Consider the following 25,111-nt stretch of genomic DNA (forward strand, 5'->3'; position numbering starts at 1 on the left):
GGCTCGCTCCCACAGGGTTGATGTGCAGCTAGACCTGCTGCGACAACAACTGCCCATCAGCCATGCGCAGGCGCTTGGACAGGGAGACGGCGAGGGCGCGGATGATTTTTGCGGCGACCTTGGGGGCGTCGTTGAGCATTTTCTCCAGAGAGTCCTTGCCCAGGTTCAGCAGTTGGCAATCACTGGCCGCGATGCAACTGGCCGAGCGTCGTTCGCCATCCAGCACAGCCATTTCACCGAACGCCCGGCCGCTGCGCAGGGTGGCGATGGTCACCGGTTGCCCGTCGGGACCGGTCTTTTGCACGGCCACCTGGCCGGTGTGGATGATGCACATGAAACTGCCGGCGTCGCCCTCACGGAAAATCGCTTCGCCCTGGGCGATGGCGCTGATGCTGAAATAGCCCGACGCGGCGGCGAAGTCGACAGGCAGCAACTGATCGAACAGGCCGCAGTCCATCAGCCAGTCGCGGATTTCTGTGTTCAACAAGGTTGGTTCTGGCATGTCTTTACGGTCTGTTCGTATAGTTCAGGCGAATGAGGGCCTTTGTGGGAGCGAGCCTGCTCGCGATAGCGGTGGGTCACGCAGCATTGAAACCGGCTGATCCGCCGCCATCGCGAGCAGGCTCGCTCCCACATGGGGCCGTGTAGCATTAGAGTTTGCGCATGGAGCTAAGACCCGCCCGCCCCACAGAGTTCCTCAACCCCGGCCCAAAATCTTCAACACAAATGCATATTCGAGCGCTACGTCACGCAACCCCTGGTAGCGCCCGCTCATTCCACCGTGACCGGCACCCAGTTCGGTCTTGAGCAGCAATGGGTTGTCATCGGTCTTGGTGGCGCGCAACTTCGCCACCCACTTGGCCGCTTCCCAGTACTGCACGCGACTGTCGTTGTAGCCAGCGATCACCAACAGCGCCGGGTACGCCTGGGCGCGGACGTTTTCGTATGGCGCGTAGGCCCGGATCCGATCATAGACGTCCGGCTCCTCCGGATTGCCCCATTCGTCGTATTCGGTGACGGTCAGTGGCAGGTCCGGGTCGAGCATGGTGTTGAGCACATCGACGAACGGCACTTCGGCAATCGCCACCTTGAACAGTTCCGGGCGTTGATTGAGTACCGCGCCGATCAGCAGACCACCGGCGCTGCCGCCGCTGATCGCCAGTTGGTCGGCGCGGGTAAACCCCTTGGCGATCAGATGCTCGGCGCAAGCGATGAAGTCGCTGAAGGTGTTGTGCTTGTGTTCCTGCTTGCCGGCGCGATACCAGGCTTCCCCGAGCTCGCCACCGCCGCGCACATGGGCAATGGCAAATGCGACGCCACGGTCCAGCAGGCTCAGCCGCGCATGGGAAAACCACGGGTCGAGGCTCTCGCCATAGGCGCCGTAGCCATACAGATACAGCGGCACCGGTTGCCCGAGGGCCTCGCGCTTGACCACCAGGCTAATGGGCACCTGCGTGCCGTCCGGTGCCGTAGCCCAGAGCCGCTGGCTGACGTAGGCATCGGCGTCGAACGGACCCAGCACCGGGGTTTGCTTGAGCACCACCTGCTCGCCACTGGCGAGGTCCAACTGACGGATCTGCGCCGGGCGGTTCAGGGCTTCATAACGCAGGCGGATGCGCTCGCTGGCGAACTCCAGGCTGTTCTGCACATGCAGGCTGTAGGCTGCGTCCGGCAGTTGCACGCGATAAGCCGGCAAATCCTGTGGGTGAACTTCGATGATCGGCAGGCCGCCTTCGCGCAGGCTCAAGGTCATGGCGCCGGCGTTCAGGCTCAGACCATCGATCATCACCGTGTCGCTGTGGGGGATCAGGTTCCGCCAGTCAGCCTCGGTCGGCGCTACGCCGGCATCGAGGGCCTGGTACAGCGCGAAATTGATGCCGTCGCGGTTGCTGCGGATCAGCCAGGTCCACTGGCCGTCGAGCAGGCCGTGGTCGACGTCGTATTCATGGTTTTCCACCCGTGGCGCCAGGCAGGTGAAGGGCTGCTGCGGTTGGGTGGCATCGAGTACCCAGGCTTCGCTGGTGGTCTTGCTGCCCAGGGACAGAATCAACTGCCGTTCGGAGCTCGAGCGGTAGCAATGCAGGAAGAAACGGCCGTCCGGTTCATGGAAGACTTCTTCGGCGGCGGTGCCATCCAGGCGATAGCGCCAGAGTTTGTGCGGTCGGTGGGTGTCATCCAGTTCGCCGAAAAACAGCGTCAGGCTGTCGTTGGCCCAGGTCATGCTGCCGTCGCAGTCCTCGAAGGACAATTCGCTGACCTTGTCGTTGGACAACTCCTTGACGAACAGCGTGTAGATCTCGTCGCCCGTGGTGTCCAGGCTGTAGGCCAGGCGCTGGTGGTCGGGGCTGATGCTGAAGGCGCCGAGGGAAAAGAAGCCGCCACCTGCCAGTGCGTTGGGGTCGAGCAGCAGTTGCTCGTGGCTTTCGTCCACGGTCAGGCTGTCGTCCGCCGGGCGCGGGCAGCGGTAGTGGCGCGGGTATTCGTCACCAGCCGTGGTACGGGTGTAATACAGGTAAGGGCCCCAGGGCGAGGGCAGGGACAGATCGGTCTCGAGGATCCGCCCCTTGATTTCCTGGAACAGGGTTTCCCGGAGTTCGGCCTGGTCGGCGAGCTGGTCTTCCTGGAAGCGGTTTTCGGCCTTGAGGTAGTCGAGCACGGCGTCGGTATCGCGTTCCTGCAACCAGGCATACGGGTCGACACCGGCGTCCTTGCGGGCGACCGGGGCGTTGGAAACATGGGCGGATAAGGACATGAAAGGCTCTCGAACATAATCATGGCGCACGTCTGGGCAGCCTGACGAGCGAAAAGCCGTTACTATAAGCGCCTCTTTGCCTGCCTTGCCATGGACACCATGACCGAGAACGACTATCTGATCGCCTGGGGCCTCTACGCCTTCGCCGCACTGGGCTGCCTGCTGGTATGGATGCGCATGACCCGCTGGATGTGGCGCTGGTTGCGCGAGCCGCTGCGGTTGCTGATGGCGGTGTTGCTGTTCTGCCCCACCATTGTCGACCCGGTGAAGGACAAGTTTGCCCCGGCCGTGGCCATTGTTGCCCTGGACATCCTGTTCAAGGTCGGCAACAACGTCTGGCGGGCAGCGTCCGACCTGCTCATGTACGGCATGATTGCTTTCGGCGTCTACTTGATCTTCGCGTTGATCCGCTTCCCCATCGAGCGTGCCTCCAGCGCTCGCAAGGAAAGGGCTGCCGCCGCGAAAGCCGCTGCCGCCGCGGCTGATGCAGAGGATGACGAGCCGCCGTTCGGCGTGGCCGGTGATGACCGTTACGGTCGCCCGCCGGTGCCGAGCAATCCCCAGCGTTCGCGTATCGAGCCGCGTCTGTAATCCGGCCTGCCCCTTCAAGCGAGAGTCCGAGCATGTGTGAGTTACTGGGCATGAGTGCCAATGTGCCGACCGACATCGTGTTCAGCTTCACCGGGCTGATGCAGCGCGGTGGCAAGACCGGGCCGCACCGGGATGGCTGGGGCATCGCGTTCTATGAAGGCCGCGGCCTGCGCCTGTTCCAGGACCCGGCGGCCAGCAGCGAGTCGGAAGTGGCGAATCTGGTGCAGCGTTACCCGATCAAGAGTGAAGTGGTGATCGGGCATATCCGCCAGGCCAACGTCGGCAAGGTCTGCCTGTCCAACACCCACCCGTTCGTGCGTGAATTGTGGGGACGGAACTGGTGTTTTGCCCATAACGGCCAGCTTGCCGGTTTCCAGCCGGGAGTGAGTTTCTACCGTCCGGTGGGCGATACCGACAGCGAAGCGGCGTTCTGCGACCTGCTCAACCGCGTGCGCCAGGCTTTTCCGGAGCCGGTGGAGGTGGAACTGCTGCTGCCCTCGCTGATCCAGGCCTGTTCCGAGTACCGCAGCAAGGGCGTGTTCAATTGCCTGCTCAGCGATGGCGACTGGCTGTTCTGCTATTGCTCGACCAAACTGGCCCAGATCACCCGTCGCGCGCCGTTTGGCCCGGCGCGGCTCAAGGATGTGGATGTGATTGTGGATTTCCAGGCCGAAACCACGCCCAACGACGTGGTCACGGTGATCGCCACCGAACCCTTGACCGAAAACGAAACCTGGACCCGCTACGAACCGGGCCAATGGAGCCTGTGGCGACGCGGCGAATGCGTCAGCCATGGCCGTACCGAATAAGGACGTCACGTTATGTTGCTCAGTTATCTACGGCTGGTGTTGTTTGCGATTGGCCTGCTGGTCGGGGTCCAGGTGCCGGGTTTCATCAGCGATTACGCCAAGCGCGTCGAAGCGCACTTGATCGAGGCCCAGGCCGGCCTGCAGGGGTTCCAGGGCACTGCCAACCAGTTTTTCAAAGGTGACATGCAGGCCCTGGTGGCCCATTACCGTGCCAGCGAGGACCCTATCTTTCGCAGCGATGCCGACAGCCTGAACACCCTGCTGGTGCGCCAGCAGGCGTTGGACAAGCAATTCCAGGCAATGCAAGGCCCCTGGTATATCCGTTTGCTGCAAGTGGCGCTGGCCGCCGATCCGGATATTCGCAAAGAAACCTGGAACGGCTACAGCTACCAGATCCTGCTGACCCCCGAAGCGATGATCTGGGGCATCAGCGGCGCCATGCTGCTGTCGTTCGGCCTGGAATGCCTGTTCCGCCTGATCGACTGGGTGGTACTGGGCGGCAAACGCCTGCGTCAGAGCCGGCCGATTGAAGAGCGCGATTTGCGCGGGCTTTGACGCAACCCTGATAGCTTTTTTTGTGGCGAGGGGATTTATCCCCGCTGGGCTGCGTAGCAGCCCCAAATCAGCCAACTCAATCTGCCTGATACACCTGATTGCCTGGTTTCAGGGCTGCTGCGCAACCCAGCGGGGATAAATTCCCTCGCCACAACAGCATTCCAACCAGACACTCCACCGTTCCCCACCCAATCAACTTTTTCTTATGACCCGTCCGCAGTTTTATTCGTTGGACGCGCCGCGCCGTGGGCCCAAGAATCGGGGCAACCGGCCTCAGCGCTTCCAGCGTCGAGGCTTATAACAATAAAACCGTGGAGAACCACCATGAGTGCCCCTGACACACTCGGCGTCCCCCAATCCCAGGCCCGTTCCGGTCCGTTCGACTGGTATCGCAACATCAATCAGCAGGAACGCCGCACCTTCTGGAGCTGCAAGATCGGTTATGCCCTGGATGGCATGGACACGCAGATGCTCAGCTTCGTGGTGCCGACCCTGATCGCGATGTGGGGCATCACCACCGGCCAGGCGGGGCTGATCCACACCAGCACCCTGATCGCCTCGGCCATCGGCGGCTGGGTAGCCGGTATTCTCTCGGACCGCATCGGTCGGGTCCGCACCCTGCAACTGACAGTGCTGTGGTTCGCCTTCTTCACCTTCCTGTGTGGCCTGGCCCAGAGTTATGAACAACTGCTGATCGCTCGTACCCTGATGGGCTTCGGCTTCGGTGGCGAATGGACCGCCGGCGCGGTGCTGATGGGCGAGGTGATCCGCGCCAAGGACCGTGGCAAGGCGGTTGGCATGGTGCAAGCGGGTTGGGCGCTGGGCTGGGGCATGACGGCGATTCTGTATGCGCTGCTGTTTTCGGTGCTGGCACCGGAAGACGCCTGGCGCGCCCTGTTCATGCTTGGCCTGGTCCCGGCGATATTCGTGATTTTCGTCCGGCGCCTGGTCAAGGATCCGGACATCTATAACCAGACCAAGGCCCGCGAGGAACCGAGCAATCCGGCGAAGTTCTACGAGATTTTCGCCCCCGGCATTCTCTTCACCACGATTCGCGCCTCGTTGCTGACCACCGGTGCGTTGGGTGGCTACTACGCCATCACCTCATGGCTGCCGACCTTCCTGAAGAATGAACGTGGCTTGAGCGTGCTGAGTACCGGTGGCTACCTGGCGATGGTGATCGTCGGCTCCTATGTGGGTTATGTCATCAGCGCCTATTTGACCGATATCCTGGGCCGCAAGAAGAACTTCGTCCTGTTCGCCATCGGTTCGTTCGTCATCGTTCTGCTGTACACCCAACTGCCGGTGAGCAATAACGTGATGCTCTGGCTGGGCTTTCCCCTGGGGTTCTTCGCGTCGGGGATGTTCAGCGGCATGGGCTCGTTCCTCACCGAACTGTTTCCGACCCGCATCCGCGGTTCGGGCCAGGGTTTCTGCTACAACATCGGTCGGGCACTGGCGGCACTGTTCCCGCTGCTGATCGGCCTGCTGAGCCAGAAGGTGCCATTGAGTGTCGGCATCGGTGCATTCGCGGCAGTGTCCTACGGCGTGGTGATCCTGGCGGCCCTGAGCCTGCCGGAAACCCAGGGCAAACAGTTGGACGCCGAGTAACTGATAACCTGTGGGGCGCATGCCCCACGGCCAGAAAAAAGAAACAACCTACAGGAGCGTTCACTGTGAACCGCCTGCTACTGAACTGCGACATCGGCGAAAGCTTCGGCAACTGGACCATGGGTCTGGACGCCGAGGTGATGCCCTTCATCGATTGCGCCAACATCGCCTGCGGTTTCCACGCCGGTGACCCGAGCATCATGCGCAAGACCGTTGGCCTGGCCCTGAGCCATGGCGTGCGGATCGGCGCACACCCGGCCTATCAGGACCTGGTGGGTTTCGGCCGCCGCTCCATGGCCTACACCGCCCAGGAACTGCAGGACCTGCTGCACTACCAGATCGGCGCCCTCGATGGCATCTGCCGGGCCCAGGGCGGGCGGGTCAGCTACGTCAAACCCCATGGCGCGATGTACAACGACATGATGGCCAACCCGGCACAACTGCGTGCGGTGATCCAGGCCGTCGCGGCCTACGACGCGCAGTTGCCGCTGATGTTGATGGCGACCCGGGATAACACTGCCGCCCAGGCCCTGGGTGACGAGTATGGCCTGACGCTTTGGTTCGAAGCCTTCGCCGACCGTGCTTATGACAGCGCCGGCCGCCTGGTTTCGCGACAGTTGCCGGGCTCGGTGCACCACGATGCCGAGACCATCATCGGCCAGGCCCTGAGCATTGCCCGTGGCGACTCGCTGACCGCCAGCGATGGCAGTGCGTTGCTTCTGCACGCTAACACCTTGTGCGTGCACGGAGACAACGCCAGCTCCGTGGCGGCGGTGCAACGCATCCGCGAAGCGCTGGACCGGCAGAGTGCATCATGAAACTACGGGTGGAAGTGGTCGCGGTGGACGGCCTGATGGTGCGATTGTTCGATGATATCGCCGAGACCAACATGCCGTGGATGCTCGCCGCCAGTGAACGTCTGCGCGAGGTGTTCGCCGAGTACCTGATCGACTTGGTGCCGTCCTACACCACGCTGATGGTGCATTACGACATGTTGGCGCTGAACCCGGCGCAGGCTCGGGACCTGGTCAACGAGGCGCTGAACAATCTCTCCCCCGACGCCCGCTCGGTCGGCCAGCGCCATGTGCTGCCGGTGTGGTACGACCCCAGTGTCGGGCCGGAACTGAGCCTGTTGTCGAGCCGCAGCGGGTTGACGGTTGAGCAGGTGATCCGTCGCCACAGCGAGCATGAATACCAGGTGTTTGCCCTGGGCTTTGCACCAGGCTTTGCCTTCATGGGACTGGTGGACGAACTGTTGGCAGCGCCGCGCCTCGACACGCCGCGCAAGCGGGTGGCAGCGGGCAGTGTCGGCATTGCCGAGCGCCAGACCGCGGCGTATCCGCTGGTGTCGCCCGGTGGCTGGAACCTGATCGGCCGCACGCCGACGCGCTTGTTCGACCGCGAGCGTGACGGCTACAGCCTGATGCAACCCGGCGACACGGTGCGCTTTGTCGCCGTGGACCACGCCGAATTCATCGCATTGGGCGGCGACGACACCCCGCAGGAGGCCCTGGCATGAGCCGTTTATTGATCGAGGCCAGCACACCGCTGTGCCTGTTGCAGGACGGCGGCCGTTTCGGCGTCAGGCATTTGGGCGTGACTCAGGGCGGCGCGGCGGACTGGCTGTCGATGGCCTGGGCCAACTGGATGCTGGGCAATGCCCTGGACGCGGCGGTGGTGGAGATTACCCTCGGTGGCTTCACGGTGGTGGCCGAAGAGGATTGCGTACTGGCGCTGGCCGGGGCGGATCTCGGGGCGCGGCTGGACGGCCAGGCGGTGGCGTCGTGGCGCTACTTCAGCCTGCGCAAAGGCCAGACCCTGGCGTTGACCCAACCGGTACTCGGTGCCCGGGCCTACCTCGCGGCCCCCGGTGGGTTTGATGCACCGACGGTGCTGGGCAGCCGGGCGACGGTGGTGCGCGAAGCACTCGGTGGCCTGGATGGACTGGGGCGAGCGCTGAGTCGGGGCGAGCACTTGAGCTATTCAGGCCCGGTCACGCCTCGGCCGATGCCGGGCACGCTGATCCCGGATTTCCAGCAGACGCCACCGCTTGATCTGATCCTCGGCGCGCAGAATGGCGCATTCAGCGGGCGCAGCCTGTTCGATGCGTTCAATACGCCATGGACCTTGGACAGCCGCGCTGACCGCATGGGCATTCGTTTGCTCGGTACGTCGTTGGAATATCAGGGCTCGCCGATGATTTCCGAAGGCATCCCGCTCGGCGCCGTGCAGGTACCGCCGGACGGCCAGCCGATCGTGCTGCTCAACGACCGGCAGACCATCGGCGGCTATCCGCGCCTGGGTGCCTTGACGCCATTGGCCCTGGCCCGGTTGGCGCAATGCCTGCCGGGGACGCAGGTGCGGTTGCGGCCGGTGGTGCAGGAGGTTGCGCATCGGCAGCAGGTGGAGTGTTTGCGCCGATTCATGGACCGCTAGAAGCATCGCGAGCAGGCTCGCTCCCACAGGGGAACGCATTCCAAATGTGGGAGCGAGCCTGCTCGCGATGAGGCCCTGTCAGGCGGTAAAAATCTTACTTGGAAAGAAACCGCATCCCTTCCTCCAACCCCCGCAACGTCAGCGGATACATCCGGTCCTCCACCAATTCGCGCACGATGTTGGTCGAGGCGGTGTAGCCCCAGGTGTCCTTCGGGTAAGGGTTGATCCAGATGAGCTTCTTGTACTTCTCCATGAAACGCTGCATCCACACATAGCCCGCTTCCTCGTTCCAGTGCTCGACGCTGCCGCCGGCCTGGGTGATTTCATAGGGCGCCATCGCGGCGTCGCCGATGAAGATCACTTTGTAGTCGGCACCGTACTTGTGCAGCAGGTCCTGGGTCGAAGTGCGTTCCGAAGTGCGGCGCAGGTTGTTCTTCCATACCGACTCGTACACGAAGTTGTGGAAGTAGAAATACTCCAGGTGCTTGAACTCGGTCTTGCAGGCCGAGAACAGTTCTTCGCAGATTTTCACGTGGGCATCCATCGAACCGCCGATGTCGAACAGCAGCAACAGCTTGACGGTGTTGCGTCGCTCGGGGCGCATCTGGATGTTCAGCAGGCCGGCGTCCCGGGCGGTATGGTCGATGGTGCCGTCGATGTCCAGCTCTTCGGCCGCGCCCTGACGGGCGAACTTGCGCAGGCGGCGCAGGGCGATCTTGATGTTGCGGGTGCCCAGCTCCACCTGGTCGTCGAGGTTCTTGTACTCGCGCTGGTCCCAGACCTTCACGGCCTTGCCCTGGCGTTTGCCGGCGTCACCGACGCGGATGCCTTCGGGGTTGAAACCGCCGGAACCGAACGGGCTGGTGCCGCCGGTGCCGATCCACTTGTTGCCGCCGGCATGGCGTTCCTTCTGTTCTTCCAGGCGCTTCTTGAATTCCTCGATCAGCTTGTCGAGGCCACCGAGGGACTGGATCTGCGCGCGCTCTTCATCGGTCAGCGAGCGCTCGAATTCCTTGCGCAACCAGTCTTCGGGAATCAGCGCCTGGAGATGGTCGTCGAGTTTCTCCAGGCCATTGAAGTAAGCGGCGAACGCCCGGTCGAACTTGTCGAAATGGCGTTCGTCCTTCACCAGGATCGCCCGGGACAAGTAATAGAACTCATCCATGTCGGCGAAGATCACCCGCTGTTTCAACGCGTTGATCAGGTCCAGCAGTTCACGCACCGACACCGGCACCTTGGCGGCGCGCATTTCATTGAACAGGTTCAGCAGCATGGCAGTTGCCCTCGCGCTTGTTGACGAAGAGGGCTCAACGCGTGCCGCGACGGCTCATGAACGCCAGGCGCTCGAGCAACTGCACGTCCTGTTCGTTCTTGACCAGGGCACCGGCCAGCGGTGGGATGGCCTTGGTCGGATCACGCTCGCGCAGCACCGCTTCACCGATGTTGTCGGCCATCAGCAACTTGAGCCAGTCCACCAGTTCGGAGGTGGAAGGTTTCTTCTTCAGGCCCGGCACCTTGCGCACATCGAAGAACACGTCCAGCGCTTCGCTGACCAGGTCTTTCTTGATGTCCGGGTAGTGCACATCGACGATTTTCTGCAGGGTGACGCGGTCCGGGAAGGCGATGTAGTGGAAGAAGCAGCGGCGCAGGAACGCGTCCGGCAGCTCTTTTTCGTTGTTGGAGGTAATGATGATAATCGGGCGTTGCTTGGCCTTGATGGTTTCATCGGTCTCGTAGACATAGAACTCCATCTTGTCGAGTTCTTGCAGCAGGTCGTTGGGAAACTCGATGTCGGCCTTGTCGATTTCGTCGATCAGCAGGATGACCCGTTCTTCGGACTCGAACGCTTCCCAGAGCTTGCCCTTCTTCAGGTAGTTGCGCACGTCGTGGACCTTGTCCACGCCCAACTGCGAGTCCCGCAGGCGGCTGACCGCGTCGTACTCGTACAGGCCCTGGTGGGCCTTGGTGGTGGACTTGATGTGCCAGGTGATCAGGCGCGCGCCGAAGGACTGCGCCAGTTGTTCGGCCAGCATGGTCTTGCCGGTGCCCGGCTCGCCCTTGACCAGCAACGGCCGCTCCAGGGTAATGGCGGCGTTCACGGCCAGCTTCAGGTCATCGGTGGCCACGTAGGCGCGGGTGCCTTCGAACTTCATCTGCAATTCCTCAAGCGGTGTCGCCGGCCCGGTGAGGCGGGGCGCGCGAAATAATGTCGTGCCCGACTATAACGCGACGTCCCGCCGACTGTGAACGCAGACGCTGTATTCAGTCTCTGAATGGAGCGTCACATGTTGACTCAGTCTCGGCTGCTTGCCAGTATTGCATATCGCCAATTTGGCGATATGTTTGAGGCATGTCTACTAAATATCGATTCAAGAACACATATCGCATTCAACTGCGCGAACGGGACCACCCGCCGCCTCATGTCCACCTCACCGGTGGCGGGCTGGACGTGATGCTGAGCCTGGAAACCGTCGAAGTCATGATGGGCCGGGCGCCGCCGTTGATCATTAAGGAAGCACTGGACTGGGTCAGGGCCCACCAGGCGCAACTGCTGGAGGATTGGAAACGATGTTACCCATGAAGCGGCCCAGGCTGTTGGCCGTGCAAGCCGTGTTGCCATTCAGCCTGGAGCTGGTGTTCATCGACGGGCAGAGGCTGATGCTCGACTTGAGCGGCGATGTGCAACGTTACCCGGGGTTGCAGCCTTTGCTTGAGGAGGGTGCGTTTGCGGGCGCGACCCTGGGCGACGATGGCTGGAGCGTGGAATGGCCCGCGCTGGATATCCAGATCGGCGCCGATACCTTGTATCTGGACGCGCTGGCGCAAAACGCCGAGGACGAAAATACCCGTATCTTCATCGAGTGGCGCGCCCGCACTGGCCTGCCGTTGAACAAGGCCGCCGAAGCGTTGGGGGTCAGTGCACGCAGTATCAGCCGCTACAGCAGCGGTCGCGAGGCTGTTCCGCGTTCGCTGGCCCTGGCGTGCCTGGGCTGGGACTCGCTGCAGCGTGGAGCAGGGGTAGTGGCGGCAGAACCGACCGGCCGCTATACCGTCACCCGTAAACCGTAGTGGCCTGTGTGGCCACTAGTCCTTCGAGGGCGGTGGTTGTTCATAACGGGCGTTGAAGGCCTGGACGAAACCGTTGCGCAGGATCTGCAGGAAGGCTTCGAAGGCGCTGATGTCCTGTTGATGGACATTGCCGTTGAGTTCGACCCGGGTGGCGAACTGGTTCTTGCGCTGGTTCTTCAGGGCCGTTTCGCCTGCGCCGACCAATGCTTCCCAGATCGAGCGGAAAATGTTCTTTTTCTCGTTTTCCACGTCCTGCTGCCAATCGAACACGTCCACGTCCCGCAGGAGCGGTTTGATGTAGCCGCTGAGTCTGGCGTTGTTCGCCTCGGCCTCGATCACCAGGTCGCCATGGCCGGCGTTGAAGTCGAACTTGCCGTAGGCCGCGGCGAAATCGTTCAGGCGCTTGAGTTCGATGTTCCTGACCCGCAGGCGGAAATCGAAATCTTCGAAATTGCTCAGCGGGTCGAAGGTGGCCTGCATCTCCAGTGGAGCGTGTTCGGCCACCAGGGCCTTGCCCTCGAAGCGGGCGTCGCGCTTGCCTTCGGTGTCGACCACGTTGGTCAGGTTGTAGAAGCTGGCGTTGACGGCAGTGGCGCGCAGGTTGACCGGCGGCTGGGAGGTGAAATTGCGGAAAGTGACCTTGCCATCACTGATCCGCACTTCGTTGAGGGTGATGGGCAATAGCTTGCTCAGTTGCTCACGCCAGTTGGTGCCCTGGCCGGTCTGGGAGTTCTGCCGGTTGCCCCCGCCGTCGACGAAGTTCACTTCAGGGTGGGCGAATTCCACTTCGGCCACCACCGCGTGGTCGTACCACAGCGAGTGCCAGCTGACAGACAGGTCGACCAGCGGCGCGTCGACGAACGGTACCGGGACCTTGCCGTCGACCTTGACGATTTTCAGGCTGTTGATCCGGTAGGCCCCGCGCCACAGCGCCAGGTCTACGTCGGTGACCTGGCCGCGGTAATCGCCCATGTCGGCGAGTTTGTCGTTCAGGTAATTGCGCACCAGGTACGGCAACGTGAAATGCAGGGCCACCAGCACCGCAACAATGGCCGCGAGGGTCCACAGTGGCCAGCTGTATCGACGCTTCATGTCATTCAGTCTCCGGTGATATTAAAACCATTGACCGTTGCAGCAATGTGAACGTTCGGTGCAACTGGACGCCCTTGGGCAACAGGCATACCTTTAGGCGCTTGAATTCACGCAGCACTAAGGACCTAGTCATGAGCCGTATCTACGCTGACAACGCCCATTCCATCGGCAATACGCCACTGGTGCAGATCAATCGCATTGCCCCGCGGGGTGTGACCATCCTGGCCAAGATCGAAGGGCGTAACCCGGGTTATTCGGTCAAGTGCCGGATTGGCGCGAACATGATCTGGGACGCTGAAAGCACCGGCAGGCTCAAGCCGGGCATGACCATCGTCGAGCCGACCTCGGGCAACACCGGGATCGGCCTGGCGTTCGTCGCCGCTGCTCGTGGCTACAAGCTGATGCTGACCATGCCGGCCTCCATGAGCATCGAGCGGCGCAAGGTGCTCAAGGCCCTCGGTGCCGAACTGGTGCTGACCGAGCCGGCCAAGGGCATGAAAGGGGCCATCGAGAAAGCCGCCGAGATCGTCGCCAGCGACCCGTCCAGTTACTTCATGCCGCAACAGTTCGAGAACCCGGCGAACCCGGCGATCCACGAAAAGACCACCGGCCCGGAAATCTGGAACGACACCGATGGCGCGGTGGACGTGCTGGTGTCGGGCGTGGGGACCGGCGGAACCATCACCGGAGTCTCCCGCTATATCAAGAACACCTGCGGCAAGCCGATCCTGTCGGTGGCGGTGGAGCCTGAGAGCTCGCCGGTGATCACCCAGGCGCTGGCGGGCCAGGAAATCAAGCCCAGCCCTCACAAGATCCAGGGGATAGGTGCCGGGTTCGTACCGAAGAACCTGGATCTGTCGATGGTCGACCAGGTTGAGCGGGTGACGGACGACGAGTCCAAGGCCATGGCCCTGCGCCTGATGCAGGAAGAGGGAATCCTGTGTGGTATCTCCTGTGGTGCGGCGATGGCCGTGGCTGCACGCCTGGCGGAAAAGCCTGAGATGCAAGGCAAGACGATCGTGGTGATCCTGCCGGATTCGGGCGAGCGGTACTTGTCGAGCATGCTGTTCAGTGATCTGTTTACCGAACAGGAAAACCAGCAGTAACGGTGGCAGGACAGCTTCTGTGGCGAGGGGATTTATCCCCGCTGGACTGCGCAGCAGTCCCCAGTGCGTCTATCTGAAATACCGTGGCTGCGGACAAATTGGGGGTTGCTGCGCAACCCAGCGGGGATAAATCCCCTCGCCACAGAAGCCTTCAGCAGGATTGAAGGTGTTTTGACTGGCGTCAGCCGGGGTTCAGGTGACGCCTGTTAGGTTTGTTGCGTTCTACACAACAGTAAATATTGCGTCAGACGGTTTTTACCCGGGCCACGAGCATTTAGCATGGCCCCCGGCCACGTCGGGCAGTTGACGTTGCATCCGTTGTTTTTGACAAGGAGTTGTAAATGACCGTTTCGTTTGTCGCCAAGGCGTCGGTACTGCTGCTGTTCCTGGGCAGTACCCTGTATGTGCACCTGCGCGGCAAGGCGCGTCTACCGGTGTTGCGCCAGTTCGTCAATCATTCGGCGCTGTTCGCCCCCTATAACACACTGATGTACTTGTTCTCTGGCGTACCTTCCAGGCCGTACCTGGACCGCAGCAAGTTCCCTGAACTGGATGTGCTCAAGGACAACTGGCAGGTCATCCGCGACGAGGCGATGCACCTGTTCGACGAGGGTTACATCCGGGCGGCCGAAAAGAACAACGACGCCGGTTTCGGCTCGTTCTTCAAGAAAGGCTGGAAGCGCTTCTACCTCAAGTGGTACGACAAACCGCTACCGTCGGCCGAAGTGCTATGCCCAAGAACCGTCGAGCTGGTCAACCGGATCCCCAACGTCCGCGGCGCGATGTTTGCGCTGCTGCCGGGCGATAGCCATTTGAACCCCCATCGCGATCCGTTTGCCGGCTCGTTGCGCTATCACCTGGGGCTTTCCACGCCCAACTCCGACGATTGCCGGATCTTTGTCGATGGCCAGATCTATGCGTGGCGCGACGGCGAGGATGTGATGTTCGATGAAACCTATGTCCACTGGGTCAAGAATGAAACACCCAAGACCCGCGTGATCCTGTTCTGCGACGTCGAGCGCCCCTTGAGCAACCGGTTGATGACTCGCCTCAATCGTGCTGTCAGCGGCATCCTCGGTCGCGCCACCGCGCCGCAGAATCTGGATGACGAACGCGTTGGTGGCATCAACCAGGCCTACGCCTGGAGCAAGTCGTTCAGCGATGGCATCAGCGGCCGGGTCAAGCAATGGAAACGCAAGCATCCCAAGGTGTATCGGGTGATGCGTCCGGTGCTGGCGGTGGTGGTGCTGACGGCGCTTGGCTATTGGCTGTTCGGTTAGCCGTTGCGCAATACATCGGGCGCTGGTTATAGTCAGCGCTCGTCGGGTTCCAGGACCCACCTCCCCAAGAGATCGGCTCATGCCTTTATTCCCTGTCATCGCGGTTGTGGTTCCAGCGTTCAACGCTGGCGTCGTGCCGTGCGGGAATCAGCAGCCTGTGCAGATCGGTCAATACCCCCCACCTGTCAGTAGCCCACCGGTATACGCCGTCGTATCACCGCCGGGTGTTGGCGTTCAGGGCTGATCGGCAACGGTTGCCATCCCCCTGTGCCTGCCTGAAAAAACTACTGGACTTCAGCCTCGGCTGAGTTGGCTTTTGCCTGACTACAGGTGGTATCCATGTTTTCCCTCTCCAAGAACGCCTTATTGGCGGCGGCTTCCACGAGCCTGTTCGTCCTGCTGTGGAGCAGCGGGGCAATCTTTTCCAAACTGGGCCTGGCCCATGCGTCACCTTTTGCTTTTCTGCTGATCCGTTTTGCCATTGCACTGTGCGCATTGGTGCTCTTGATCCCGGTGTTCAGGTTCCAGTTGCCCAAGGCCGGCAGGCCGATGGTCTATGCCACGGCCACCGGGTTGGTGCTGCTGGGGGCCTATCAGATTTTTTATCTGCTGGCCCTGCAAATGAACGTGACACCTGGGGTGATGGCAACCCTGATGGGCATACAGCCGATCCTCACGGTGGTGCTCGTGGAGCGTCAGCGTTCCTGGCAGCGGCTGTTCGGCCTGGCGCTCGGGTTGGTCGGGTTGATCATGGTGGTGTACCAGGGCATCGGGCTGGCCGGCATGTCCTTGACCGGGATGCTGTGCGGGTTGCTGGCGCTGGTGTTCATGACCGCCGGCTCGATCATGCAAAAGCGCATTACCGATAATCCCCTCGGCACGCTGCCGGTGCAGTATCTGGCCGGGCTGGTACTGTGCGCGGTGTTCGTGCCGTTCCAGCCCTTCCATTTCGAGCGCAACGCGGGCTTTATCGTGCCGGTGCTATGGATGGGATTGGTGGTGTCGGTGCTGGCGACCTTGCTGCTTTACCGGCTGATCGCACGGGGCAACCTGGTGAATGTCACCAGCCTGTTCTACCTGGTGCCGGCGGTGACGGCGGTCATGGATTACCTGGTATTCGGCAACCGGCTGGCGCTGTTGAGCTTGCTGGGGATGGTGCTGATCGTTGTCGGGCTGGTGTTTGTGTTTCGTAAAAGTGGCTGATCGTTAGATTGCTGTTGGCATAGAACCGCTATCGCGAGCAGGCTCGCTCCCACAAGGGTTGTCCTTGACCTGTGGGAGCGAGCCTGCTCGCGATGGCATTTCCAAACGCGCCGATGCGCTATCGGGCAGACACCTCAACCGGCTTCTGCGCCGCTGGCTTCAACACCAGCCACAACGCTGCCGCAATCAGCACCCCGCCATACAGATGCGCCATTCCCAGCGGCTCGTCCAGCAACAACGCCCCCCACAGCACGCCGAAGGGCGGGATCAGGAAGGTGACGGTCATGGATTTGACCGGCCCGATGGAGCTGATCAGCCGGAAATAAAGGATGTACGCCAGCGCGGTGCACACCAGGCCCAACCCCAGCAATGACAGCCAGACGTTCCAGCCACCCCAGCTGGCCGGGGGGTGGCTGATGACGCTGTAGCCGAACAGCGGCAGCAGGAACATCGTGGCGCCGAACATGCTGCCCAGGGTCGAGAGACGGCTGTCCAGCCCACCTTGCTGATCGAGCCAGCGACGGGTGAAGAAACCGGCGAAGCCATAACAGGTGGTGGCCATCAGGCAGGCGAGGGCACCCATCAGCAGTTGCAGGTCGAAGGCCACCGGGCCGGCGCGGGTCAGGATGCCGACGCCGAGCAATCCCAGGAACACGCCGCTGACCTTGGCCAGCGTAAGCTGCTCGCTGAAGAACAGCCCGCCGATCAACACTCCCATCAGGGGCGTCGTGGCGTTGAAAATTGCCGAGTAACCGGCCGGAAGGGTCTGGGCCGCCAACGAGTAGAAGGTCGCCGGAATGCCTGAATTGATCAGGCCCAGCCCCATCACGATTTTCAGCTTGCCGCGGAAATTCCAGTCGACCCGCATCAGCGCCAGGATCACCACCAAGCCGACAAAGGCGATGGAGACACGAAAAAACGCGGTGGGGATCGTGCCGATGATAGGCGCGATAATGCGCATGAACAGAAAGCTCGCCCCCCAGATGGCGGCCAATGACAGCAAACGCAGGAGATCGACGAGGTTCACAAGGGATTCCTTCCATGGGGTGGGCCGCAAGTGTCGCGCTCCCATGGACCGATGGCAATGGTTGCGTTGTCGCGTGATTGGCCTCTAAGCTCAGTCGCTCATAACAAGACGCCCCGCCGAGGTTTTCCCTATGCCGCAGCCATGGCCCGCCAGCGATATCGCCCGCTCGATTCTCGACGGCTTCGACGATTATCGCGAGCATTTCCGGCAGATCACCGACGGTGCCCGTACCCGGTTCGAGCAGGCCCAGTGGCAGGAGGCGCAAGCGGCGTCGGCGGCGCGGATCAATCTGTATGAGGAAAAAGTCTTTGAAACCGTGGCCCGGCTGCGCAAGGCCTTCGACGCCGAGGCGCTGATGGATGTCGGCTGCTGGCCGCTGGTGAAAAGTGCCTACATCAGCCTGATCGACCTGCGTTTCGACGATGAACTGTCCGAGACCTGGTACAACTCGATTTTCTGCGGCCTGTTCAGCCATGACCTGATCAGCGACGGCACCATGTTTATCCACACCACCCGGCCGAGCCTGCGCCGGGCCCGTGCCGCGCAGACCCGTACCTACAAGCCCCTGGGGCAACTGGACCAGATGCTGGCGAGCGTCTTCGCCGACTACCGCTTCAGCGAAGACTACGCCGACTTGCCGGGCGACCTGCAGCGCCTCGAAGCCCAACTGCGGGAAAACCTGCCGGACTGGGTCTGCAAGGACCCGGAACTGACCGTGGAGCTGTTTTCGTCAGTGCTCTATCGCAACAAGGGCGCTTACCTGGTGGGCCGGATCTACACCCCGGGCGACCAGTGGCCGCTGGTGATTCCGTTGTTGCACCGTGAGGGCCGGGGTATCCAGATCGACGCGCTGATCACTGACGAGGCCCAGGTGTCGATCATCTTCTCGTTCACCCGCTCGTATTTCATGGTGGACGTGCCGGTGCCGGCGGAATTCATCGGTTTTCTCAAGCGGATCCTGCCGGGCAAACACGTTGCCGAGCTGTACACCTCCATCGGCTTCTACAAGCACGGCAAGTCCGAATTCTATCGAGCCTTGATCAACCACCTGGCCAGCACCGACGATCAGTTCATCATGGCACCGGGCGTGCGTGGCATGGTCATGAGCGTGTTCACGCTGCCGGGCTTCAACACCGTGTTCAAGATCATCAAGGATCGGTTCTCGCCGTCGAAAAACGTCGACCGCGCCACGGTGATCGAGAAGTACCGCTTGGTGAAAAGTGTCGACCGGGTTGGGCGCATGGCCGATACCCAGGAGTTCGCCGACTTCCGCTTTCCCCTGGGAAAATTCGAACCGGCGTGCCTGGAGGAATTGCTGGAAGTGGCGCCGTCCACGGTGTCGGTGGAAGGCGACACGGTGTTGATCCGCCACTGCTGGACCGAACGCCGGATGACGCCGCTGAACCTGTACCTGGAAAACGCCAACGAGGCCCAGGTGCGCGAAGCGCTGGAAGACTATGGCCTGGCGATCAAGCAACTGGCGGCGGCGAATATTTTCCCTGGCGACATGCTGCTGAAGAACTTCGGCGTGACCCGTCATGGTCGCGTGGTGTTCTACGACTACGACGAGATCTGCTTCCTTACCGAAGCCAACTTCCGCCACATCCCGGAGCCGCGCACGCCGGAAGACGAAATGGCCTCCGAGCCGTGGTACTCCATCGGGCCGCTGGACGTCTTCCCCGAGGAGTTCCCGCCCTTCCTGTTCGCCGACGCCGGGCAGCGCAAGCTGTTCGACCAGTTGCACGGCGAGCTGTACAACGCCGATTACTGGAAAGGCCTGCAAGCGGCCATTCGGGCGGGGAAGGTGATTGATGTGTTCCCGTATCGGCGCAAGGACCTGGATAGCGAATAATCTTCGAAGTGTGCGCAGATCCCTTGTGGGAGCGAGCCTGCTCGCGATGGCGGTGTGTCAGTCGACATGGATATTGATCGGACAATCGCCATCGCGAGCAGGCTCGCTCCCACAAGAGAGGATGGCTGGCAAAGAGGGCATGTGTTCGGCGCAGCAGCCGCAAATCTGCGACAATCGCCCCCTGCATAAAACCGACGACCCTTGCGTACCCGATGACTGACCAAGCCCCCGCTATCGACAAGCTGCTGAAGAACCTCGACCACGCCATGCTCGCCGACCGTCACCGGTTGCGGCGGCAGTTGCTCGAGCTGCGCAAGAAGCCCGATGAGGCCAAGCTGGTCCAATGGGTGGCGCGCATGCAGGCGTCGTGCGACCAGGTGCTGGCGCGCAAGGCCAGCCTGCCGCTGATTCGCTACGACGACAATCTGCCGATTGCCGCCAAGCGTGACGAGATCAAGGACGCGCTGCTCAAGCACCAGGTGCTGATCATCGCTGGCGAAACCGGCTCGGGCAAAACCACGCAGTTGCCGAAGATCTGCCTGGAAATCGGACGCGGCCAGCATGGCTTGATCGGCCACACCCAGCCGCGCCGGATTGCTGCTCGCAGCGTCGCCAGCCGGGTGGCCGAGGAACTGGCGACGCCGTTGGGCGCGCTGGTGGGCTATCAGGTGCGGTTCGAGGACCAGAGCGACGCCAACACCCTGATCAAGCTGATGACCGACGGCATCCTGCTGGCCGAGACCCAGAACGACCGCTACCTCGAACGCTACGACACGATCATCGTCGACGAAGCCCACGAGCGCAGCCTGAACATCGACTTCCTGCTCGGCTACCTCAAGACCCTGCTGCCGCGCCGCCCGGACCTGAAGGTCATCATCACCTCGGCGACCATCGACCTGGAGCGTTTCTCCAAGCATTTCGATGACGCGCCGATCGTGGAAGTCTCGGGCCGCACCTTCCCGGTGGAAACCTGGTACCGCCCGCTGACCCTGGAGCAGGACGAAGAGGGCAACCGCGTCGAGGACGACCTGACCGTCGACCAGGCGATCCTCGCCACCCTCGATGAAATCGCCGCGTATGAGCGCAGCGAGCGCCGCAGCCCGGGCGATGTGCTGGTGTTCCTGCCCGGCGAGCGGGAGATTCGTGACGCGGCGGAAATGCTGCGCAAGGCCCAGCTCAAGCACACCGAGATTCTGCCGCTGTATGCGCGCCTGTCCCCGGCCGAACAACAGCGGATCTTTCAGTCCCACCCGGGCCGTCGCGTGGTGCTGGCGACCAACGTCGCCGAAACCTCGCTCACCGTGCCGGGCATCCGCTATGTGATCGACAGCGGCACCGCGCGCATCAGCCGCTACAGCTATCGCGCCAAAGTCCAGCGCCTGCCTATCGAAGCCATTTCCCAGGCCAGCGCCAACCAGCGCAAGGGGCGTTGCGGGCGGGTCGAGCCGGGGATCTGCGTGCGGTTGTACAGCGAGGAAGATTTCCTCGGCCGTCCGGAATTTACCGATCCCGAGATCCTGCGCACCAACCTGGCGGCGGTGATCCTGCAGATGCTCCATCTGCGCCTGGGCGAAATCACCGATTTCCCGTTTATCGAGCCGCCGGATGGCAAGGCCATCAGCGACGGTTTCAACCTGCTGCAAGAGTTGTCGGCAGTGGACCGCAACAGTCAGTTGACCCCGCTGGGCCGTCAGTTGGCGCGCTTGCCGGTGGACCCGCGCATGGGCCGTATGTTGCTGGAAGCGGCGAAACTGGGCAGCCTGCAGGAAGTGCTGATCGTCGCCAGTGCCATGTCGATTCAGGACCCGCGCGAGCGCCCGCCCGAACGTCAACAGGCCGCCGACCAGGCTCACGCCCAGTGGAAGGATCCGGACTCGGACTTCGCCGGGCTGGTCAATCTGTGGCGTGGTTTCGAAGAGCAGCGCCAGGCCCTGACCGCCAGCCCGTTGCGCAACTGGTGCCGCAAGAATTTCCTCAACTACCTGCGTCTGCGCGAGTGGCGCGACTCCCATCGCCAGTTGAGCCTGATCTGCCGCGACATGCAGTTGAGCCTCAACAAAGACCCGGCCGATTACCCGAAACTGCACAAAGCGGTGCTCTCGGGCCTGCTGAGCCAGATCGGCCAGAAAACCGAAGACGGCGACTACCTCGGCGCCCGTCAACGGCGGTTCTGGGTCCACCCGTCATCGGGCCTGGGCAAGAAACGTCCGCAGTGGCTGATGACCGCCGAACTGGTGGAAACCACCAAGCTGTATGCGCGCATGGTCGCCAAGATCGAACCGGACTGGATCGAACCGCTGGCCGGGCACTTGATCAAGAAAAACCACTTCGAACCCCATTGGGAGAAGAAGCGCGGGCAGGTGGTGGCGTATGAGCAGATCACGCTGTTCGGGCTGATCGTGGTCGGCCGGCGGCCGGTGCATTACGGTCCGGTGGACCCGGTGGTATCGCGGGAGCTGTTCATCCGCGAGGCCCTGGTGCGCGGCGAGATCCAGTCCAGGGCCAGGTGCCTCGGCGCCAATACCAAGTTGTTGGAGCAACTCGACGAGTTGGAAGCCAAGGCTCGCCGTCGCGACATCCTGGCGGACGAAGAAACCCTGTTTGCGTTCTACGACGCACGGTTGCCGGCCGAGATCCACCAGACCGCGACGTTCGACAGTTGGTACCGGATCAACAGCCAGAAAGATCCGCAACTGTTGATCATGCGCGAAGAGGACGTGTTGGCGCGCGAGGCCAGCGAAGTCACCGCCGCGCACTTCCCCGACACCTTGCGCGTCGGCGACCTGACGTTGCCGCTGAGCTACCACTTCGAACCCAATCATCCCCGCGACGGTGTGACGTTGCGGGTGCCGGCGCCGCTGTTGCCGATGCTGCCGCCGGAGCGCTTGGAGTGGCTGGTGCCGGGGATGATCGAGGCCAAATGCATTGCTCTGGTGCGCAACCTGCCCAAGGCCCTGCGCAAGAACTTCGTGCCGGTGCCGGACTTCGTCAAGGCGGCGCTGCAACGGATCACCTTCGCCGAGGGTTCGCTGCCGCAATCCCTGGGCCGCGAGCTGCTGCGCATGACCGGTGCGCGGGTCAGCGACGAGGCCTGGGCCGAAGCGGCGCAGCAGGTGGAAAGCCACCTGCGCATGAACTTGGAAATCGTCGACGGCCAGGGCAAGTTCCTTGGCGAGGGCCGCGACCTGGCTGAGCTCACAGCGCGCTTTGCCGAAGCCAGCCAAGCTGCATTGGCCGTGCCGCAAACGGCGAAAAGCCAGGAGCCGGTAGAAGCGAAAGTCTTTGCTCCGGTCGCGCAGCAAACTCAACAGAAGATTGCCGGGCTGTCGATGACGGTTTATCCGGCGCTGGTGGAAGAGGGTGGCGTGGTCAAGGAAGGGCGTTTTCCGACGCCGGCCGAAGCCGAGTTCCAGCATCGCCGCGCCTTGCAGCGGTTGTTGATGCAGCAGTTGGCGGAGTCGGCCAAGTTCCTGCGGGGTAAGCTGCCGGGGCTGACGGAACTGGGCCTGCTGTACCGCGAGCTGGGACGCATCGATAACCTGGTGGAAGATATCCTGCTGGCCAGCCTCGACAGTTGCGTACTGGAAGGCGAAGCGAGCCTGCCCCGGGACGGTGCTGCGCTGGCGTCCCTGGCCGAGCGCAAGCGCGGCGGCTGGACCGAACACGCCGAGCGCCTGGCGAAGCTGACCCTGGACATCCTCAAGCTCTGGCACGGCCTGCAAAAACGCTTCAAGGGCAAGATCGACCTGGCCCAGGCTGTGGCGCTGAACGACATCAAGCAACAGCTCAGCCATCTGGTGTACCCGGGCTTCGTGCGCGAAACCCCGCATCAATGGCTCAAGGAACTGCCGCGCTACCTCAAGGCCATCGAGCAGCGCTTCGAGAAGCTCGGTAGCCAAGTGCAGAAAGATCGGGTCTGGAGCGGCGAACTGTCGAATCTCTGGGCCCAGTACCAGACCCGCGCCGGCAAACACGCCCAGGAAGGCAAGCGCGATCCGCAACTGGAGTTGTACCGTTGGTGGCTGGAGGAATACCGGGTGTCGCTGTTCGCCCAGCAGTTGGGCACCAAGGTGCCGATCTCGGACAAGCGCCTGGGCAAGCAGTGGGGGCAGGTGGAGCCCTGAAGCAACACACTGATCCCTGTGGGAGCGAGCCTGCTCGCGATGACGGCGGCACATTCAACATTGATGCCGCCTGACCCACCGCTATCGCGAGCAGGCTTGCTCCCACAGGGGATATGAGTGATGGCTGATGGAGAATGGGCCAAACGCCAGCGTTTATGGCAAACTTCGCGCCTATAAATGCCGGTCCCGGGGTTTTGAGCTTCAATTCCCCGGGCGGATCGGAATAAAGCGATGCCAGGTCTGCTTCCCCGGGATGGGAAAAGACCCTTTGCGTATTGGTACGTCGGTACCAATGCTTTCTGCCTGAACAGATCAGAGACACGACCATGCATAACGTCGTCATCAGTGGCACCGGCCTGTATACCCCGGCCAACAGCATTTCCAATGAAGAGCTGGTGCAATCCTTCAACGCCTACGTCGCGCAGTTCAATGCCGACAACGCCGACGCCATCGAGCGCGGTGAAGTAGAGGCGTTGACCGAATCCAGCGCGGCGTTCATCGAAAAGGCCTCCGGCATCAAGAGCCGCTTTGTCATGGACAAGGACGGCATTCTTGACCCGCAACGCATGACGCCACGCTTGCCCGAGCGCTCCAATGAGCAGTGGTCGGTGCTCTGCGAAATGGCCATCGGTGCCGCGAAACAAGCGCTGGAGCGTGCCGGCCGTACCGTCGCCGACATCGACGGGGTGATCGTCGCCTGCTCCAACCTGCAGCGCGCGTACCCGGCCATTGCCATCGAGGTCCAGGAAGCCCTGGGCATCGAAGGGTTCGGCTTCGACATGAACGTGGCCTGTTCCTCGGCGACGTTCGGCATCCAGGCCGCGGCCAACAGCGTGCAACTAGGCCAGGCCCGGGCGATCCTGATGGTCAACCCCGAAGTGTGCACCGGCCACCTGAACTTCCGTGACCGCGACAGCCACTTCATCTTCGGCGACGCGGCCACCGCCGTGATCATCGAGCGGGCGGACCTGGCGACTTCGCCGTACCAGTTCGACGTGGTCAGTACCAAGCTGCTCACCAAGTTCTCCAACAACATCCGCAACAACTTCGGCTTCCTCAACCGCGCCGCGGAAGAGGGTATCGGTACCCGCGACAAGCTGTTCGTCCAGGAGGGCCGCAAGGTGTTCCGCGACGTCTGCCCGATGGTGGCCGAATTGGTCGGCGCTCACCTGGAAGAGAACCAGTTGAACGTCGGCGAAGTGAAGCGCTTCTGGCTGCACCAGGCCAACCTGAGCATGAATCAGTTGATCGTGCGCAAGCTGCTGGGGCGCGAAGCCACCGAAGAGGAAGCACCGGTGATCCTCGACCGCTACGCCAACACCAGCTCGGCGGGCTCGGTGATTTCGTTCCACCTGAACCAGGATGATTTGCCCAGTGGCTCGGTGGCGGTACTCAGCTCGTTTGGCGCGGGGTATTCGATTGGCAGCGTGATTCTGCGTAAGCGTTGATCCGGTTGTTAGAGGATTTATTGTGGCGAGGGGATTTAGCGAAACGTCGCACCGCCCCGCTGGGTTGCGAAGCAGCCCTAAAACCAAGCGCTGCGGTGTATCAGGCAAATTGAGTGACTGCTTTCAGGGTCGCTTCGCAACCCAGCGGGGCGGTGC

At 62.2% G+C, this 25,111-nt stretch carries 21 protein-coding genes; 15 read left to right on the top strand and 6 right to left on the bottom strand.

Going from position 1 to position 25,111, the window contains the following annotated elements; genetic code table 11:
* Positions 1 to 28: 28 nt before the first annotated feature.
* A complete protein-coding gene (locus LOY67_RS07135) occupies positions 29 to 502 on the bottom strand; it encodes a cyclic nucleotide-binding domain-containing protein (RefSeq protein WP_265066551.1) in 474 nt (157 codons plus the stop codon).
* 195 nt (positions 503 to 697) lie between these two features.
* A complete protein-coding gene (locus LOY67_RS07140) occupies positions 698 to 2,752 on the bottom strand; it encodes a S9 family peptidase (protein ID WP_265066552.1) in 2,055 nt (684 codons plus the stop codon).
* Positions 2,753 to 2,842: 90 nt separating this feature from the next.
* Here LOY67_RS07140 and LOY67_RS07145 point away from each other — a divergent pair, with 90 nt between their 5' ends.
* The 7 genes from LOY67_RS07145 (at position 2,843) to LOY67_RS07175 (ending at position 8,754) form a co-directional block, all read left to right on the top strand.
* Entirely contained in the window at positions 2,843 to 3,343 is a 501-nt protein-coding gene (locus tag LOY67_RS07145) for an MFS transporter (RefSeq protein ID WP_265066553.1), read from the top strand.
* Between the two features lie 32 nt (positions 3,344 to 3,375).
* Positions 3,376 to 4,152, top strand: a complete 777-nt coding sequence (locus tag LOY67_RS07150; protein WP_265066554.1) for a class II glutamine amidotransferase — start codon at positions 3,376 to 3,378, stop codon at positions 4,150 to 4,152.
* A 12-nt stretch (positions 4,153 to 4,164) separates the two neighbouring features.
* Positions 4,165 to 4,707, top strand: coding sequence for a DUF2937 family protein (locus LOY67_RS07155; protein WP_265066555.1), 543 nt, complete (start codon positions 4,165 to 4,167; stop codon positions 4,705 to 4,707).
* Between the two features lie 324 nt (positions 4,708 to 5,031).
* Positions 5,032 to 6,318 (top strand): MFS transporter, encoded by a 1,287-nt coding sequence (locus tag LOY67_RS07160; protein ID WP_265066556.1) that lies wholly within the window; start codon positions 5,032 to 5,034, stop codon positions 6,316 to 6,318.
* 65 nt (positions 6,319 to 6,383) lie between these two features.
* On the top strand, positions 6,384 to 7,136 hold the full coding sequence (locus LOY67_RS07165) for a 5-oxoprolinase subunit PxpA (protein ID WP_265066557.1): 753 nt from the start codon (positions 6,384 to 6,386) through the stop codon (positions 7,134 to 7,136).
* The gene (gene pxpB, locus LOY67_RS07170) at positions 7,133 to 7,837 is read left to right on the top strand and encodes a 5-oxoprolinase subunit PxpB (RefSeq protein WP_265066558.1); all 705 of its coding nucleotides are present in this window, start codon (positions 7,133 to 7,135) and stop codon (positions 7,835 to 7,837) included. The genes LOY67_RS07165 and pxpB overlap by 4 nt, the downstream gene beginning before the upstream one ends.
* Positions 7,834 to 8,754 (top strand): biotin-dependent carboxyltransferase family protein, encoded by a 921-nt coding sequence (locus LOY67_RS07175; RefSeq protein ID WP_265066559.1) that lies wholly within the window; start codon positions 7,834 to 7,836, stop codon positions 8,752 to 8,754. Before pxpB ends, LOY67_RS07175 begins: the two co-directional genes overlap by 4 nt.
* Positions 8,755 to 8,848: 94 nt before the next feature.
* Here the strand turns inward: LOY67_RS07175 and LOY67_RS07180 are convergent, their stop codons facing one another.
* Complete coding sequence (locus tag LOY67_RS07180) at positions 8,849 to 10,027, bottom strand: vWA domain-containing protein (protein ID WP_003198888.1); 1,179 nt, start codon at positions 10,025 to 10,027, stop codon at positions 8,849 to 8,851.
* 34 nt (positions 10,028 to 10,061) lie between these two features.
* On the bottom strand, positions 10,062 to 10,907 hold the full coding sequence (locus LOY67_RS07185; RefSeq protein ID WP_265066560.1) for an AAA family ATPase: 846 nt from the start codon (positions 10,905 to 10,907) through the stop codon (positions 10,062 to 10,064).
* A 197-nt stretch (positions 10,908 to 11,104) separates the two neighbouring features.
* Here LOY67_RS07185 and LOY67_RS07190 point away from each other — a divergent pair, with 197 nt between their 5' ends.
* The gene (locus LOY67_RS07190; protein WP_265066561.1) at positions 11,105 to 11,335 is read left to right on the top strand and encodes a DUF4160 domain-containing protein; all 231 of its coding nucleotides are present in this window, start codon (positions 11,105 to 11,107) and stop codon (positions 11,333 to 11,335) included.
* Positions 11,323 to 11,823 (top strand): DUF2442 domain-containing protein, encoded by a 501-nt coding sequence (locus LOY67_RS07195; RefSeq protein ID WP_265066562.1) that lies wholly within the window; start codon positions 11,323 to 11,325, stop codon positions 11,821 to 11,823. Before LOY67_RS07190 ends, LOY67_RS07195 begins: the two co-directional genes overlap by 13 nt.
* 15 nt (positions 11,824 to 11,838) lie before the next feature.
* On the opposite strand, the gene LOY67_RS07200 is transcribed toward LOY67_RS07195, so the two are convergent.
* A complete protein-coding gene (locus LOY67_RS07200; RefSeq protein WP_265066563.1) occupies positions 11,839 to 12,915 on the bottom strand; it encodes a DUF748 domain-containing protein in 1,077 nt (358 codons plus the stop codon).
* A 131-nt stretch (positions 12,916 to 13,046) separates the two neighbouring features.
* Between LOY67_RS07200 and cysK the strand changes: the two genes are divergently transcribed.
* The 3 genes from cysK to LOY67_RS07215 all read left to right on the top strand — a co-directional run bounded on the left by cysK (position 13,047) and on the right by LOY67_RS07215 (position 16,504).
* Positions 13,047 to 14,021, top strand: coding sequence for a cysteine synthase A (gene cysK, locus LOY67_RS07205; RefSeq protein ID WP_265066564.1), 975 nt, complete (start codon positions 13,047 to 13,049; stop codon positions 14,019 to 14,021).
* 341 nt (positions 14,022 to 14,362) lie between these two features.
* On the top strand, positions 14,363 to 15,301 hold the full coding sequence (locus tag LOY67_RS07210) for an aspartyl/asparaginyl beta-hydroxylase domain-containing protein (protein WP_265066565.1): 939 nt from the start codon (positions 14,363 to 14,365) through the stop codon (positions 15,299 to 15,301).
* A gap of 339 nt (positions 15,302 to 15,640) precedes the next feature.
* Positions 15,641 to 16,504, top strand: coding sequence for a DMT family transporter (locus tag LOY67_RS07215; RefSeq protein ID WP_265066566.1), 864 nt, complete (start codon positions 15,641 to 15,643; stop codon positions 16,502 to 16,504).
* A 118-nt stretch (positions 16,505 to 16,622) separates the two neighbouring features.
* On the opposite strand, the gene LOY67_RS07220 is transcribed toward LOY67_RS07215, so the two are convergent.
* Positions 16,623 to 17,531 carry a DMT family transporter gene (locus tag LOY67_RS07220; RefSeq protein WP_265066567.1) on the bottom strand — a complete coding sequence of 303 codons (909 nt, stop codon included), beginning with the start codon at positions 17,529 to 17,531 and terminating at the stop codon, positions 16,623 to 16,625.
* 130 nt (positions 17,532 to 17,661) lie between these two features.
* Between LOY67_RS07220 and aceK the strand changes: the two genes are divergently transcribed.
* The 3 genes from aceK to LOY67_RS07235 all read left to right on the top strand — a co-directional run bounded on the left by aceK (position 17,662) and on the right by LOY67_RS07235 (position 24,955).
* On the top strand, positions 17,662 to 19,383 hold the full coding sequence (gene aceK / locus LOY67_RS07225; RefSeq protein ID WP_265066568.1) for a bifunctional isocitrate dehydrogenase kinase/phosphatase: 1,722 nt from the start codon (positions 17,662 to 17,664) through the stop codon (positions 19,381 to 19,383).
* Positions 19,384 to 19,595: 212 nt separating this feature from the next.
* Positions 19,596 to 23,507 carry an ATP-dependent RNA helicase HrpA gene (hrpA, locus tag LOY67_RS07230; RefSeq protein WP_265066569.1) on the top strand — a complete coding sequence of 1,304 codons (3,912 nt, stop codon included), beginning with the start codon at positions 19,596 to 19,598 and terminating at the stop codon, positions 23,505 to 23,507.
* Between the two features lie 326 nt (positions 23,508 to 23,833).
* On the top strand, positions 23,834 to 24,955 hold the full coding sequence (locus tag LOY67_RS07235; RefSeq protein ID WP_265066570.1) for a beta-ketoacyl-ACP synthase III: 1,122 nt from the start codon (positions 23,834 to 23,836) through the stop codon (positions 24,953 to 24,955).
* The last annotated feature ends 156 nt before the right edge of the window (positions 24,956 to 25,111 follow it).

Source organism: Pseudomonas sp. B21-056 (assembly GCF_026016325.1).
Taxonomy (GTDB): Bacteria; Pseudomonadota; Gammaproteobacteria; order Pseudomonadales; family Pseudomonadaceae; genus Aquipseudomonas.